Annotated in this window: 10 protein-coding genes, 3 tRNA genes and 3 pseudogenes; 10 read left to right on the forward strand and 6 right to left on the reverse strand. The window is 58.8% G+C overall.

Annotated features, from left to right (window positions below; translation table 11 throughout):
• Positions 1-17 precede the first annotated feature (17 nt).
• Both R1A29_RS15050 and R1A29_RS15055 read left to right on the forward strand, forming a co-directional pair.
• Positions 18-640 (forward strand): annotated as a pseudogene (locus R1A29_RS15050) (TetR family transcriptional regulator).
• Positions 641-760: 120 nt separating this feature from the next.
• Positions 761-1,600 (forward strand): NAD(P)H-binding protein, encoded by an 840-nt coding sequence (locus tag R1A29_RS15055; protein WP_438302048.1) that lies wholly within the window; start codon positions 761-763, stop codon positions 1,598-1,600.
• A gap of 141 nt (positions 1,601-1,741) precedes the next feature.
• Here R1A29_RS15055 and R1A29_RS15060 read toward each other — a convergent pair whose 3' ends face one another.
• Positions 1,742-3,160: an aldehyde dehydrogenase family protein gene (locus R1A29_RS15060; RefSeq protein WP_438298760.1), complete on the reverse strand. Its 1,419-nt coding sequence runs from the start codon at positions 3,158-3,160 to the stop codon at positions 1,742-1,744.
• A gap of 123 nt (positions 3,161-3,283) precedes the next feature.
• Between R1A29_RS15060 and R1A29_RS15065 the strand changes: the two genes are divergently transcribed.
• On the forward strand, positions 3,284-4,186 hold the full coding sequence (locus R1A29_RS15065; RefSeq protein ID WP_438298761.1) for a LysR family transcriptional regulator: 903 nt from the start codon (positions 3,284-3,286) through the stop codon (positions 4,184-4,186).
• Positions 4,187-4,423: 237 nt separating this feature from the next.
• The gene (locus R1A29_RS15070) at positions 4,424-4,762 is read left to right on the forward strand and encodes a YceK/YidQ family lipoprotein (RefSeq protein WP_438298762.1); all 339 of its coding nucleotides are present in this window, start codon (positions 4,424-4,426) and stop codon (positions 4,760-4,762) included.
• Positions 4,763-5,040: 278 nt separating this feature from the next.
• Here R1A29_RS15070 and R1A29_RS15075 read toward each other — a convergent pair.
• From R1A29_RS15075 to R1A29_RS15095, 5 genes and pseudogenes are all read right to left on the reverse strand, one after another.
• Positions 5,041-5,127 (reverse strand) — tRNA-Leu (locus tag R1A29_RS15075).
• A 195-nt stretch (positions 5,128-5,322) separates the two neighbouring features.
• Positions 5,323-5,396, reverse strand: a tRNA-Cys gene (locus R1A29_RS15080).
• A 47-nt stretch (positions 5,397-5,443) separates the two neighbouring features.
• Positions 5,444-5,519: transfer RNA gene (locus tag R1A29_RS15085), tRNA-Gly, on the reverse strand.
• A gap of 60 nt (positions 5,520-5,579) precedes the next feature.
• Positions 5,580-6,140 carry a CDP-diacylglycerol--glycerol-3-phosphate 3-phosphatidyltransferase gene (gene pgsA, locus R1A29_RS15090; protein WP_207986219.1) on the reverse strand — a complete coding sequence of 187 codons (561 nt, stop codon included), beginning with the start codon at positions 6,138-6,140 and terminating at the stop codon, positions 5,580-5,582.
• Between the two features lie 35 nt (positions 6,141-6,175).
• Positions 6,176-6,291: pseudogene (locus R1A29_RS15095) on the reverse strand (plasmid stabilization protein); the annotation flags it as partial.
• Between the two features lie 314 nt (positions 6,292-6,605).
• On the opposite strand from R1A29_RS15095, the gene R1A29_RS15100 reads away from it, so the two are divergent.
• From R1A29_RS15100 to R1A29_RS15125, 6 genes and pseudogenes are all read left to right on the forward strand, one after another.
• A complete protein-coding gene (locus R1A29_RS15100) occupies positions 6,606-7,037 on the forward strand; it encodes a thioredoxin family protein (RefSeq protein WP_438298763.1) in 432 nt (143 codons plus the stop codon).
• Between the two features lie 176 nt (positions 7,038-7,213).
• Positions 7,214-8,368: a non-hydrolyzing UDP-N-acetylglucosamine 2-epimerase gene (gene wecB, locus R1A29_RS15105; RefSeq protein WP_248740611.1), complete on the forward strand. Its 1,155-nt coding sequence runs from the start codon at positions 7,214-7,216 to the stop codon at positions 8,366-8,368.
• Entirely contained in the window at positions 8,365-10,539 is a 2,175-nt protein-coding gene (nfrB, locus tag R1A29_RS15110) for a cyclic di-3',5'-guanylate-activated glycosyltransferase NfrB (RefSeq protein WP_085710074.1), read from the forward strand. Before wecB ends, nfrB begins: the two co-directional genes overlap by 4 nt.
• Positions 10,536-13,695, forward strand: a pseudogene (locus tag R1A29_RS15115) (NfrA family protein). Before nfrB ends, R1A29_RS15115 begins: the two are co-directional and overlap by 4 nt.
• A complete protein-coding gene (locus tag R1A29_RS15120; protein WP_438298764.1) occupies positions 13,695-14,573 on the forward strand; it encodes a DUF4434 family protein in 879 nt (292 codons plus the stop codon). Before R1A29_RS15115 ends, R1A29_RS15120 begins: the two are co-directional and overlap by 1 nt.
• On the forward strand, positions 14,557-15,633 hold the full coding sequence (locus R1A29_RS15125) for a diguanylate cyclase domain-containing protein (RefSeq protein ID WP_432216793.1): 1,077 nt from the start codon (positions 14,557-14,559) through the stop codon (positions 15,631-15,633). The genes R1A29_RS15120 and R1A29_RS15125 overlap by 17 nt, the downstream gene beginning before the upstream one ends.
• The last annotated feature ends 2 nt before the right edge of the window (positions 15,634-15,635 follow it).

Consider the following 15,635-nt stretch of genomic DNA (forward strand, 5'->3'; position numbering starts at 1 on the left):
CCTGCCGACAGCGCCGGATCCACCCCTCGCCGCGACGCAACCCTTCGCAGAAACGCAGCCGTGAACGCCAGGAGAAAATTCTCGGTGTGGCCACTCGATTGATTGCCAGCAAGGGCAGCGATCAATTGAAAATGAGCGAAATCGCAGCGCTCTGCGAAATTTCCATCGGCTCGCTTTATCAGTACTTTCCCGACAAGAGTTCGATCATCCTGAGCCTCGCACAACGCTACAACGCCGAGAGCCGCCGATGCATCGAGGCCGCCCTGAAACAGTCCATGACGCCCCCACCCTGAAATCCGCCTATTCGGATCTGCTGGATCTGTACTACCGGATCATTACGGCAGAACCGGTGATGCGCGATATCTGGTCGGGCATGCAGACAGACAAGCAGCTACTGGATCTGGAACTGCAGGAAAGTCGCATTGCCGCACACATGCTGACCCGGGCGATGCTCCGTGCTTTTCCGAATGCCAATCCGCAACAGGTGAGTGATGCGGCGTTTCTGGTCTGGCAACTGGGCGAATCGACCATGCGCCTGGCCATTTCCTGCTCGCCGGAGGAAGGCCGACGCCTGGTGGAAGCCTTCAAGCGCATGTCGCTTCGCGAACTGCTTCAACCTGTCGCTGACGCCCCGACTTAAGCCCGCAGCTTTCATCTCATGACCTGTCGTCGGCCGAGAGGCCGATTTTATTGACGGCTTAATATGAGCATCTATCGTATTTTTTGTGAGGACACCTCACATTTAATCGGAGAGATGATCATGACACGCTCGGAAGACCAACCTTTTCTTGTTCTTGGCGCCACCGGCAAAACCGGAAGCCGCGTGAGCCAGCGTCTGACTGAACTGGGGTTTCCGGTTCGCCCCGGCTCACGCCATGCACTTATTCCATTTGATTGGGACAATCCTTCAACCTGGAGCGCAGCCTTGAAGGGTGTCCGCGCCGTCTATATTGCCTACCAGCCTGACCTCGCCATGCCCGGTGCTCTGGAAATATTGCAGGCATTTGTGATGCAGGCTTCCGAACACCAAATCAAGCACCTGGTGCTGCTGTCTGGACGCGGTGAAGTCGAAGCGCAGGACGCAGAGAGAATCGTGAAAAACAGCGGCATAGACTGGACCGTCCTGCGTTGCAGCTGGTTCTTCCAGAACTTCAGCGAGGCGCATTTTCTGGAACCGATCATCGAGGGCCAATTGGCGCTGCCGGTGGGTCATGTCGCGGAGCCTTTTGTCGATGCCGATGACATTGCCGATGTCGCCGTGCAAGCCCTCACACGCCCCGGACATACTGGAAAGCTGTATGAGCTAACCGGGCCAAAGGCTCTGACCTTTGCCGAAGCGGTGCAGGAAATCGGCACAGCCACAGGGCGCAATATTCAGTTCACACAAGTACCGGTCGAGCTCTACCGCAAAGAACTGGAGATTGCGCAACTGCCGGCGCCGTGGGTTGACTTGGTGCTCTATCTCTTCACCACCGTGCTCGACGGGCGCAACACCCCCGTCGCCGATGGCGTGCTACAAGCGCTGGGGCGACCGGCAAAAGATTTCAGCGCCTATGCCGAACGCACCGCGTCGACCGGGATCTGGAACACGTCACAGTGAAGGAAGAATGCGCTGAAAGAACGCACCGTTTCGCAAGCAAAGAAAAGGGCTTACATGAAGTACATCATGCAAGCCCTTGATTTAACGCCTTACTTTTATCGAAGCTGCGTGCCCTTTTCGGTCCCGTCGTCAGTTCAGCGACTAGCCTGTGATCAACGTCTTCGGTTCCAGATACTCACTCATTCCCCAGCGACCCATTTCCCGCCCGAGGCCGGAATGCTTGAAGCCTCCGAAGGGAGCGCGTGGTTCGTGAGCCAGAGTATTGATGAGTACGCGCCCCGAATCGATCTGACGAGCAATGCTTGCACAGCGCTCCGGACTTTTTCCGAGAACCAGGGCACTCAGCCCATAATCCGTGTCATTGGCAATACTGATTGCCTCCGCGTCATCTTCATAAGGGATGATCGTCAGCACGGGACCAAAGATTTCTTCTCGAGCGATGCGCATCCGGTTGTCAGCATCGGTAAAAATCGTGGGTTTGACGAACCATCCGGCATGCCGCCCCTCCGGGCGACCTTCGCCACCTGCCAGTAACCTCGCGCCCTCTTCCTGGCCGATACGAATGTAACGCTGTACCCGCTCCCACTGCTTCTGACTCACCATTGGCCCAATGTCGGTATCAGGGGCACGCGGATCTCCCGACTGAAACCGTGACACGCCTTCCTTCGCAACGGTCTCGAATTCTGCCAGACGGCTGCGCGGCACAAGAATTCGAGTCCCCGCGATACAAGCCTGTCCGCTGTTCAAGAATCCGGCTTGCAGCACCAATGGTATGACCGCGGGAAAATCCGCGTCGTCGAGCACCACAGTGGGCGACTTGCCGCCCAACTCCAGCGTTACGCGTTTCATGGTATCGGCGCCGGCCTTGATCAGATGCTGACCAATAGCTGACGAGCCCGTGAACGAGATCTTGGCAACATCGGGATGACGGGCGATTTCTTCACCAACCACATCTCCCCGCCCGTTGACGATATTGAATACACCCGGTGGCAGTTCCGCTTCATGCAGCGCCTTGAGCACGACCTGCGTCTGCAACGCGCTCATTTCGCTGGGCTTGATGACGGCTGTACAACCTGCCGCCAGTGCGGTGGCCAATTTGTTGCAAATAAAGCCGGCATTGCTGTTCCAGGGCGTGATCAGACCGGTAACGCCCACAGGCGTCAGAATGACCTTGGCCATACCGGCATGTTCCTCGAACTCGAATGCTTGCAATGCTTCGATCGCCTGCGCAATCACATCAGCCGGATAAGTTGCCATCCAGCGACCGCGTACCACGGGCGCGCCGTATTCTAGGACAATCGCCTCCAATAACTCATCCTCCCTTGCCGCCACCGCCCGATGCATGCGCTGCAATGCGGCAATACGATCCTCCCGACGGCTGCGGGACCAGGCGGGGAACGCTGCTTTGGCGGCCGCGATGGCGCGCTGGGCATCCGAAGCATCACCGAGACGCACCTGGCCGATAACCTCTTCGTTGCTTGGATTATGGAGATCGAACCATTCACGCCCCTGCGGAATAACGAACTCGCCGTTGATGTAGATATGTTCAATGCGTTGCATGACGGCTCCTCGCTCATAGGACTCGCCTGAAACGAGTCTTGGTGAAGTGAAGTCTAGGGAGCGCAGATTATTCCGATAAGCTACCCTTTTCGTTATGAAGCATCCCTATTTTCAGGACAATTAATGCACAGAACAGGAATGACCGAGCTGGAGGTGGTTCTGGCCGTTGCGCGACGCAGCAGTTTTCGCGCTGCAGCGCAGGAACTGGGGATGTCCACCACCGCAGTGAGCAGCGCAGTGGCGGGTCTGGAATCACGATTGAAGGTCCGTCTGTTTAATCGCTCCACGCGCAGCGTAGCCTTGACCGACATCGGGCAGCGTTACGTGGAGCGCATTGCCCCTGCGCTGGCACAAATTAAAAGTGCTGATGAAGAGGCCAGTGTCGGCCCCGACAAACCCAGTGGCACGTTGCGTATCAACGCACCGCATGGTGCGGCCTATCTGCTGCTGGAGCCTTTGTTCAAGCATTACGCCCAGCGCTACCCCGAAGTACGTATCGATATTGTCAGCGAATCAAGCATGGTCGACATCATCGCCGGTGGTTTCGATGCCGGGATTCGCCTGGCAGAGTCCGTGCCGCAAGACATGATTGCCGTGGCGCTGTCAGCCGACATACGGATGCTCGTGGTGGCCACACCCGAATATCTGGAGCGATATGGCGTACCGGAGAATCCGCGAGATCTGCTTGCACACCAGAGCATTGGCATGCGTATGGCTCACGGCGGTCTCTATCAGTGGGAGCTTGAGCACGACGGGCAGAAAATACAGATGGATCTTCCCGTGCGATTCTCGTCCAATGAGCTGCTGGCCATCAAACAGGCCGTATTGTCGGGACTTGGCATTGGTTTCATTTCCGAGTGGTTCATCCAGGAAGAACTCGCCAGCGGTGCCCTGACACCTTTGCTGATACCGTGGTGCCCGTCGTTTGGAGGACTGAGGCTTTATTACCCGGGTCGACGTTTTGTACCTGCGCGCCTGCGTGCGTTGATCGATCTGGCTCAGGAATTGCGCCTCTCGACCAACTGAAAGAAGTGGCGCCAAAAAAGAGTAAAGACACACCGCACTAATCTGCGGCACATCGGGGTCGTCATATCCGTCACCCAAGGCTACGCGCCCCGCTGCTGCTTAACTCAGCAGTCACCATTACCGAACGGCGCGACACCATTTGCATTTTCACGTAGCGTGTCGCGGTTCTCGGCATTGTTGAAGGTTCGACTCTGCTGACCCAGCTACCATTCAGCTTTTTCGAAAGGAGTCGATCATATGAAGTTCCGAAACATTCTGTTGATGTTCGCAGCCGCTTCGGCGTCGGGATGCGGAACGATCAACACGACCTTCCGGGATGATGCCGTAGCCAGTAACAAACTGGCGCGCTGGCATTCACACTGCGATTCTGTTTCGCGCATTTACGGTGGAGCGATTTTTGATTACTGCACCCTGGATGCGGAGCCACGACACAGCAGTGGTTTTGATGGGCATCCTGCTGCAGCCTTAATCCTCCTGGACTTGGGGATGTCAGCAGTCGCAGACACTCTTGTGCTGCCATACACCGTTTACTTGCAAAACAAGCATGGGGATATCAGGAAGGCCAATTTCGAATAACAACGCCTACTGGAGAAGAGTGTGGCGACTCACTGGGCTCTACACTCCCCCCACCCTGCGCCTTATCGCAACGCAAGCAGAGTTCGCAGCTCAACGGATGGTACGGCCTGGCTTTTACCCGCGGTCACCGGATGACCATTAAGATCGCGGCTGATAACGCCGAACGCGCTGACAGCGATCGCCGAATAGATCAGATTGCCGGGACGACATTCAAAATTGCGGCCCGAAAACAAACAAGGGCTTGCATCAGCTTTCGCCCGCAAACCCTTGATTTTAGATGGTGCCCGAAGCCGGAATCGAACCGGCACGCCCTTACGAGCGGGGGATTTTAAGTCCCATGCGTCTACCAGTTTCGCCATTCGGGCGGTAGCGCGGTGTTACGCGGCTCTGATGCCGAATCACAATCCTGACAGATTGTTGCCCGTGCAGCAGAGGGGGAAATATATACATCAGTCCCCGGTGAAGCAAGTTCGCAAAGGCTGTTTTAAAGACTAAATCTTTCAGCACGATGAAAATAAAAAAAGCTCCGTAAATCATGGATCTACGGAGCTTGTTTATAGTGGAGGCCGAGGTCGGAATCGAACCGGCGTAGGCGGATTTGCAATCCGCTGCATAACCATTTTGCTACTCGGCCTCAAAGCTTTTGTTGTCAGTAGCGCAACAACAAACGCTGTACAAACTTGGAGCGGGAAACGAGACTCGAACTCGCGACCCCGACCTTGGCAAGGTCGTGCTCTACCAACTGAGCTATTCCCGCTTGGTGTGGCGCATTCTATAGAAATCAGAAGCGCCGTCAACCCTTTGATTCAAAAAAGTTTTATTTCTTTTCAACATCGGTCTTCAGATGCGGCCAGGCAGCCCGGAGGTATTGAACCATCGACCACAGAGTCAGGCCTGCCGATACCATCAGCAACGCATAACCGATGAAAACCCAGAAGCTGAAAATCTTGGGGTTGGCCAGGAGGATCACCAACGCAAGCATTTGTGCAGCGGTTTTCCATTTGCCCAAATTCGACACCGCCACATGGGCCCGCGCACCGAGCTCGGCCATCCACTCACGCAGCGCCGAAACGACGATCTCGCGACCGATGATGACGGCCGCCGGCAGTGTGAGCCACAAGTTACCGTGTTCTTGCACCAGCAACACCAGTGCAACAGCAACCATCAACTTGTCAGCGACGGGATCCAGAAACGCACCAAACGGAGTGCTTTGCTCCAGGCGTCGCGCCAGATAACCATCCAGCCAGTCCGTTGCTGCCGCAAAGGCAAAGACCGAACTTGAAGCCAGATAACTCCACTGGTAAGGCAGATAGAACAGCAAAATGAAGATCGGGATAAGCAGGACACGGAGAACGGTAATCAGATTAGGGATATTCATCGGCACAACTGGCTACGAGGTGAATGGGCATTCTACTCACTGCGGTTGAGAATTGCAACTGAATCACCTCCGCCTGCTGCGACAGTACCCATGGGATTTTTTTCAGTTCGGAAATGCTCGCTACGACTTGGGAAAGGACAATATGTGTCATGAAGGGTTGCCTCGGAGTGCTTTTCAGAGTGCTGAAAATAGCACTCCAGGGCGCATCTGACTTCAATCCTTTTGCTACGGAAACTGCTTTCAAACCTGCATCGCTGCCCATCAGGAGCTCCTTTGATAAACGCCTGAAAAACGATACCAACTGCTTGGCGTCTGCGGATCTGAGTCTTCTGAGGGAATGCTCTGGCAGCAAAGTAGGACGAAATTATCCTTTGTAGGACCTACCTGTAATTTCTGACAGTAGACCGCCGTTTTGCCCTGCTTTAACGTCAAAGGCCTTTCAGATTCATTGATCAGGAGGCTCCAATGACGAAGCCGACTCGATATTCAGCGCTGCCTCCGACGTACCGGAAGGTCTTGAAAGCCAGGCGCCTCGTCGTCCTGTACTTCTTCAACCAGCATTGCGGTGCCTGTGTGTTTTCCGGTCCCGTTTTTCTCGAGATCGCCAAGCCCTTTCGGCCCTGGATGGATATCTTCATGCTCGATACCGCACAGTCGTGTCGACATCCCGATGTCACGGGCACTCCGACGGTGTTGTTTTACAAGGAAGGCGTACTGGTCAAAAAACTTAAAGGCATCGGCACGGATGAATCCCTCCTGCAAGATTTCACCCAATTCCTCGGCAAAACCAGATATTCCGCCCCGCCACGCAAACCAGCCCATGACCTGAGCTGGCTTCGCCACACCCTGCGTACCCTCTGCACCATCCCCCGCGCAAAACGATGGAACTTTTCCTGAAAGTGCCACCTAAGAGCCATCAGATAATGGCACTTTCGTTCCAATTGATCTGTAACAACTAGCCTCGAGGCCGGATTGGACAAGCTCCCATCCGGCTGCTTTTCTTTATTTCTCAGAAAGAGATAGGTGCTGTTGGCCAATCGGCCACGGCCTTGCTTCGTCCCAGGAGGGGTCTAATGTCCTTTAACGTCATGATGGTTTTCGGTACTCGCCCGGAGGCCATCAAAATGGCCCCGCTGGCCCGGGTTCTGCGTCAGTGGCCCGACATCAAACTCAACATCTGCTCGACCGGCCAGCATCGGGAGATGCTCAAGCAAGTGCTCGACGCGTTCGAACTGACGGTCGATGAAGACCTGCAAGTCATGACCCAGGGCCAGACCCTCAACGGTCTCTCGCAACATCTGCTTGCACAACTCGATCAGGCCTACGAACGGGTCAAACCGGACATCGTGCTGGTCCACGGCGATACCACCACCAGCTTCATTGCCGCCCTCGCCGCCTTCAATCGCCAGTTGCCAATCGGCCACGTCGAGGCAGGCTTGCGCACCGGTAACCTGCGCGCGCCCTGGCCGGAAGAAGCCAACCGGCGCCTGACCGGCGTCATTGCCGACCTGCACTTTCCGCCGACCGGCAAGGCCGAAGCCAATCTGCTGCGCGAAGGCGTGCCTCAAGACAACATCGAAATCACTGGCAACACCGTGATCGATGCGCTGCTGTGGATGCGCACGCACCAGCAGCAAAGCCAGTGGCGGCCGGCGGCGGATTCCCCGTTGTCGGTGCTCGACGACAACCGTCGCATGGTGCTGATCACCGGCCATCGCCGGGAAAACCTCGGCGACGGTTTCCAGAACATCTGCCAGGCCCTGGCCGACCTCGCCCTGCGCTACCCGGATGTGCAATTTGTCTATCCGGTACACCTCAACCCGCAGGTGCAAAGCGCGGTGTACGGCATGCTCGCCGACAAACCCAACATTTATCTGGTCGCCCCTCAGGATTACCCGAACTTCGTCTGGCTGATGGGCCGTGCGCACTTCATCCTGACCGACTCCGGCGGTGTCCAGGAGGAGGCGCCGGCCATCGGCAAACCGCTACTGGTATTGCGTGACGTCACCGAACGCCCCTCCGTGCTCGAGGGCGGCACGGTGTTGCTGGTGGGCACCGACACCGCGAAGATCGTCAAGGAAGCCAGCCAGTTGCTCGATGACGAAGCAACCTACCAACGCATGAGCCGCGTCCACAGCCCCTACGGTGACGGCCACGCCAGTGAACGCATCGCCAAACGCCTGCACGCCTGGCTGAGCGCACGCTCGGCGGCGGGTAACGGCGTATGAGTCTGGGTTGGGTCGACTTCTTTGCGTATGTGCTGTTTGGTCTGAAGTATGTGGCGATCATCCTCGCCCTGCTGATGTTCATCCTTGGCCTCGATGACCTGTTCATCGATCTGGTGTACTGGAGCCGCAAGTTCATCCGGCGCTGGCGGATCTACGAGAAATTCAAACGTGCCGACGAGGAACGCCTGTATTCGATTCCCGAGAAGCCGCTGGCGATCATGGTGCCGGCGTGGAACGAAGTCGGCGTGGTCGGCGAGATGGCGCGGCTGGCCGCCTCGACCATCGACTATGAGAACTATCAGATTTTCGTCGGCACCTACCCCAACGACGCCGAGACCCAGGCCGATGTCGACGCGGTCTGCCAGCACTACCCCAACGTGCACAAAGTGGTGTGCGCCCGACCTGGCCCGACCAGCAAGGCCGACTGCCTGAACAACATCATCGACGCGATCCTGCGCTTCGAGAGCGAGGCGAAAATCCAGTTCGCCGGGTTCATCCTGCACGATGCCGAAGACGTGATTTCGCCGATGGAATTGCGCCTCTACAACTACCTGCTGCCGAACAAGGACCTGATCCAGATTCCGGTCTACCCCTACGCACCAGAATGGAAGGGTTTCACTGCCGGCCACTACGTCGATGAGTTCGCCGAAAACCACGGCAAGGACGTCATCGTCCGCGAAGCCCTCACCGGCCAGGTACCCAGCGCCGGCGTTGGCACTTGCTTCAGCCGTAAAGCCATCAGCGCCCTGCTGGAAGACGGCGACGGCATTGCCTTCGATGTGCAGAGTCTCACCGAAGACTACGACATCGGTTTCCGTCTGAAGCAGAAAGGCATGAAATGCATCTTCGCCCGCTATTCGGTCAGCGATCCGAAACTGGCGCTGGAACAACCCTGGGTGTTCGGGATGAACCGCGAGTTCTCTCAGGTGATCTGTGTGCGGGAACATTTCCCACGGGACCTGCAGCACGCGATCCGGCAGAAGTCGCGATGGATCGTCGGCATCGTGTTTCAGGGCACCAAGAACCTCGGCTGGAGCCGCAAGGGTCTGCTCAATTACTTCCTGTGGCGTGACCGTCGCGGCTTGATCGCCTACCTGCTGAGTTTTCTGGTCAACCTGCTGTTCCTGGTGCTGCTGGCGATGTGGGCGGTCACGGTGATTTCCCCGGACTCTTGGCGCTACCCGTCGATCCTTGCCGACAGTTCGTTGCTTTCGGTGCTGCTGTGGCTCAACGGGCTGATGCTGTTCAACCGTCTGTTCCAGCGTGGCTGGTTCGTTACCCGTTACTACGGATTGGTGGAAGGCCTGTTGTCGGCGCCGCGCATGATGTGGAGCAACTTCGTTAACTTCTTCGCCAACCTGCGCGCCCTGCGCCAGGTGATGGAGATGGGCGACTCGCGGCGCGTGGCCTGGGACAAGACCACCCACGAATTCCCGGCACTGACCAAGGCGCAACGTACCCCGCTCGGCCATCGACTGGTGGAGAAAGGCCTGCTGACCGAAGAGCAACTGGAAGCGGCGATCACTAGCCCGGTGCGCCGGCGTCTGGGGCGCGAATTGCTGTTGCGCGAATACATCGACAGCACACAGCTTGTACAAACCCTGGCCGAACAGCTGGATCTGGAGTGGGCGCCGCTCAACCCGTTCAAGCTCGACAAGCGCCTGATCGATGCCGTGCCACGCCGGGTCGCATCGCACTACGGCGTGCTGCCGGTAGCCGAAGAAGGCGACACCCTGATTCTGGCCTCCGAAGGCCCGGTCAGCCAGGTCTCGCTCGGCGCCATCAGCCGTCAATTGAAACGCCCGGTGCGTAGCCGTCTGGCACCCCAGGGCCGCGTCACGTTGGGGATTCGCTACTGGTACGCCAGTCCCCGCCAGAATGAGGAAGTGCGTCATATGCTCGAAGTGCTTGAGCGCCATCAGGACGATGAAGCCTTGCTGGAGCGGGTCAGCCGCCATCAGGTGCTGCTGGGCAATCTGTTGCAGGTACGCGGCATGGTGCCGCCGACTCTTTTCAATCAGGCGCTGATCGACTTTGACGCCGAACAGATGTCGCTCGGCGAACACCTGATTTCCCGGGGCATGATCACCCAGGAAGTCCTGGAACAGGCCCTGGCCGACCAGGCCAGTGAACAGCAAGCCGCCTACCGCATTGTCCGGGAGGTCGCATGAAGCCTGTGCATCGTCACACCTTGCTGATGGGCAGCCTGCTGCTGGGCCTGAGCACCGCATACCCGCTACAGGCTGCACCGCTGAGCGACTTCGAACAGTTCCGCAGCTATCCCTACATGGACCGCAGTTATCGCGAAGCGAAAAAGGGCAACTGGAAAGAAGTCGAGCGCCTGATGCGCCACTTGCTGGAAAAGGTCCCGAAAAACGATGAGGCCCGGGCACTGCTGGTTGAGTCGCTGGCCAAACAACGCCGCTACAAAGACGCGATGCAAGCGTTGCCGGCCAACAGCGACGCCCTTCTTGACCTGCGCCTGACCTGGATCGAACAGGATCCGCCGACCAGCACTCAGGTTGAAAGCTGGATGGCCACTAGCAGCCTGAATGACCGCGTACGCCTGTGGCAGGCATATAGCCTGAGCCTGGCCAAGTTCGGCGGCGCGGCCAAGGCCCACGACTGGCTCGCACAACTGTCGCCCAAGGGCGATGACAATATCCTGCGTCTGGCGCGGGCCAACTGGTCGGAGCAACTGCGCGACTGGAGCGGCACCATCGATCAGCTCGCACCGCTCGCAGCACGCAAACAGCTGGATGCCGAAGGCTGGCAACGTCTGGCCAATGCCTACGTGCAGCGCCTCGACGAAAAAACCGTTGCAACAACTGTTGCAACAGGCCCCGAGCCCCGAGGCCGCACGCAAAGTCCGCCTCGCAATGGTCGACCGCGCCATTGCCATGGGCCACGAGCAACAGGCACAACGCTGGATTCAGTCGTTGCCGGACTCCGATCTGGCCGACCCGGCACAACGCCAGCGCCTGTGGGAACTGGCGCGCAAGACCGAAGACGTGCCGACCGTGCAGCGCTTGAGCAACGACCTGCAGCGGCCTTGCCTGGAGACCGCCGAATGGTTGTCGCGCCAGGACCCGGAAGCAGCGCTCAAGCAATTTCGCGGCTGCACACCTGACGAAGACCCGCAAACCTGGCTGATACTCGCACAACGCCTGCAAGCCACCGACCTGTTGCAAACCACCCGACTGCCGCAGCCCTGGGACAGTCGCCGCCAGGAGCAAATCTTGAATGTCTGGCAGGATCAGGGGCGCAGCGACAAGGTCGATGCGTGGCTGGCCGGCCAGACGCAAACACCTGAAATCGTCAAACGTCGGGCGGAACTGTCGCAACGCATGGGACGCATGACCGAAGCACAAACCTTGTGGGAGCTTCACTACCGGCAGACCGGCAACCTGAACTCGCTGAACCAGGCCACCTATCTGGCGGTAAACAATGGCGATCACGCACAGGCGCAACAGTTGCTGGAAACCGCGTTCGACCGTCATCAAGGACGCTTGCCGGCCACAGCACTCCAACGTCTGGCCGGTCTGTATGCGGCTTCGAAAACCACGACACCAGAACAAAAACGGCGCATGGCTTCGTTGCTCACCCGCGTGGATGGCACCACCCGTGGTCAATTGCTCGCGCAGCTCGCAGAAAACGGCCAGTGCGATGCCGTTCAGCAAGCCATCGGCAACCATCCGCAAGTCGCCGGCGATTACCGTGCCCTGGGTCGTTGTGCGATGCCGGATCGACCGGGCGAAGCGGTCGTGTATTACCAGCAAGCGGAAAAACTCGGTGACCGCAGCAGCCGGCTGCCCCTGGCCTACGCTCTCGAAGCCGCAGGCGATTCCGCAGGAGCGCTGGCCATCTGGCGCAGTATTCCCGCAACAGAACTGAGCGACAACGCCCGCCTTACCGCCAGCCGCAGTGCGCTGAATGCAGGTGACAGCCAGGCCGCTGAAGGTTACTGGCAGCAAAGCACGACGCGGGGCGCCAATGAGTGGGCCCTCGGTTCAGCCATCGCCGATGCCCGTGGCGATCATGCCCAGGCGCTGGAGCGTCAGCGTAAAGCCTTGCAGCAAGCACCGGACGCCGGGCATTTCTACGCAGCGTCGGTCACCGCACAAAAGGCCGGCGACTTGCCGCAAAGCACTGCATGGCTGGCCGAGGCTGTGCGCCGCGATCCGAACAACCCGCGTTACCGCGCCGACTACGGCATGCGCCTGGCCGGCGCCGAAACCCGCGAAGAACGCGCCACCGCAATCCCCTACCTGCAACAGGCCACCCGTGACTTCCCCGAGGATTATCGACTCGGCGAAACCCTGGCCTGGCGTTATGACGAAGTGGAAGACAGCGCCTCGGCCCGCAAGGAACTGCGCCGGGTGATCGATCTGGAACAGAACCCGGTAGCCGCTGACGACGAGGACGGCAGCATGGAGGCCCGGCGCTACCGTCAGCGCCGGGCCCATGAAACCCTCTCCCGCCGTGACAGCCGGACGATTGCCAGCACCTGGTCGCCGGCCGGAGTGTCGACCAATGACTTCGTGCGCCCGGACGAGAGCAAAGGTTCGAACCGCCGCGCCGACTCGCAAAACGTACAACTGGCGATGTGGGACCACGCCCTCGGCGATGAACCGAGCCGCGCCGGCAGCACGCTGTCGGTGTACGGTCGCGTACTGCTTGGTGGGCAGGGTCGCTCCCGTTACGCCGAGTCCCTCGCCGCCGGCGTCGGCCTGCGCTACAAGCCGTGGGGCACGCAGAACATCAACTTCTACGGTGAGATCTACAAACAGAGCCAGTTCAACGATGACGACAACCACAGCCTGAGCCTCGGCCAGATGCTGGTGCCGGAAAAACTGCTGGATCAGATCAATGATCATCGCCAGGACGGCCACACCTCCACCGACTACCTGCTGCGCGCTACGGCCTCATTCCTCGATCAGGGCAAGTACCGCAACGACTGGCGCGTCGACGAAAACGACTGGGACGAGCGCTTCCTCTACCTCGATGCCGCCTGGTGGACCAAGGCCGGCGATCACCAGTGGCTGTCGCGATTCCAGCAGGGGCATGCGTGGAAACTGCCGAACAGCGGTGCCCAGACGATCATGCCTTACGGCTTCCTTGAATTTGCCAGCCAGGATCCGAGCAACGACTGGCGCCAGGATCTGCGTACGGGCGTCGGTCTGCGCTGGCAATGGTGGTACGACGAAGACCGCTACAACGCCTACCGCTCGAAACTGACGGTACGCACCGAATATCAACAGTCGCTGGGCGGCAATCTGTATGAAGGCGGCAACGGTGTGCTGCTGGGCGTGGAGTGGAATTTCTGATGGCTCGATGGATGTTGTGTTTCTTCCTGCTGCTCTGCGCCACTCTCGCACGGGCCGATGAACGGGTGTTCTATCAGCCGCTGAATGTCGACGCCGGCCTGACCCAGGCGCAGTGGCAGAAAGTCTGGCAGGACACGGCCCGGCAAGGCACGCGAACCGTGATTGTGCAATGGACTGCGTACGGTGACTCGGACTTTGGCGGCGCCAATGGATGGCTCGCCAACAGCCTGAAACTCGCCCTACAGCAAGGCCTGCAACTGGTGCTCGGGTTGTCGATGGATCCGGCGTACTACAAACGCATCGACGAACTTGACAGCGCCGGCCTCGGCGCCTACTGGCAAGCGCAACTGGGACAATCGCTGGCGCAGCAACAGAAGTTGCGCCTGGAATGGAAGCTGCCGGTCAGCGGTTGGTATTTGCCGCTGGAACTGGATGACTTGCACTTTCTGGCAGCCGACCGGCGGGCAACGCTCCAGCGTCAGTTGAAGGATTTCGCCGCAAAACTGGACGCACCGCTGCATGTCAGCGCCTTCAGTGCCGGCAAGCTGGCCCCGACAGTCAACGCCCAATGGCTGGGGGATCTGACAGCAGCCGGCGCACAGGTCTGGTGGCAGGACGGCGCGGGTACCGGACGCCTGCCAGTGCTGGTGCGCAACGGCTATGCCAGCGCACTGCCCTGCTCCGTCGGCATCGTGCGTGAAGCGTTCCGCCAGGTCAGCCGTGAAGGCGAGGCTTTCCGCGCCGAGCCGGCAACCCCGGATGCCGCCTCCACCGGCTGTCATCAAAGTGCCGTGTTTTCCCTGCGATACCGGCCGTGGGGACAGGTGATTCTCGACAACCAGCGCAAGCATCCGGGCAGCAATGTACAAAACCATTGAAGATGAAGTCCTGAAGCGAACCGCGCCCGCCGAACTGTGGGACGAGTTCATCCAGCATGAGTTCGAGCGGCTGCATTCGTTCTGCCTGCTGATCTATCTGGCCAGCATGGGCATCTGGCTGGCCTTCGATCTGATCGTCAGTTTCCTCGGCGATCAGGGCTTCACCTGGCGCTCTATGGTGTTCATCGCAGCGTTCGCCGTACTTGCTGTGGTGTTGATGTTTACGCGCAAAGCCCGTCACTTCGACTGGCTTAACCTGACCTTCGTGTTCCTCATCACCCTGGGCATACGGCTGGTGATCGACGGTCTGCCGCCGACCTTTCATGGCATCTGGCTGGTGCTCGCTGCCGCCACCACGCTTTACAGCGCCTCCGTGCTGCCCCTCAGTCGCTGGTCGTTCTTCGGTGCGCAAGTCGTCACCTGGCTGATACTCAACCCCTTCATGGGGACCGGTATCGGCCTGCTGGAACTCAAAGGCGTCATGACCATCGCCTACAGTGTGTTTCTCTGTGCGTTGACGATCTATACGTTTTTGAAGCTGCGCGAGACCAAGCTCTACAACTACATCATGTCCAAGCTGTTGCTGGATCAAGCCTACAACGACACGCTGACTGAAATCCCCAACCGCCGCTCGTTCATGACCCGTGCCGAAAAGAGCCTGCAAGCAGCGCCTCGCGAGCACGACCATTACCTGGCGATGATCGACATCGACAACTTCAAGAAAGTGAATGATGTGTACGGCCACGACATCGGCGATGAAGTGCTCAAGCGGATCGCAGCAGACATCAAAGCGGTAATGGCACCGTTCGAATACGCGCGACTGGGTGGCGAGGAGTTTGCGATTTATCTGGCGGGCGTACGCCGCGAGGACGTCGAGGCATTGGCCGGTGAGTTATGCCGGGTGGTTCGTGAGCAAACCACCCGGCATCCGGTGACCATCAGCATCGGTGTGGCCCGGGTCGAAGATGGCGATACCCTCAACCAGGCCCTGATCAAGGCTGACGAAGCGTTGTATGAGTCAAAGCACACCGGCAAAGACCGGTATACCTTTCATCAGTGAGG

Origin of the sequence: Pseudomonas sp. NMS19W, from assembly GCF_051554255.1 — a bacterium.
GTDB classification, from domain to species: domain Bacteria; phylum Pseudomonadota; class Gammaproteobacteria; order Pseudomonadales; family Pseudomonadaceae; genus Aquipseudomonas; species Aquipseudomonas kribbensis.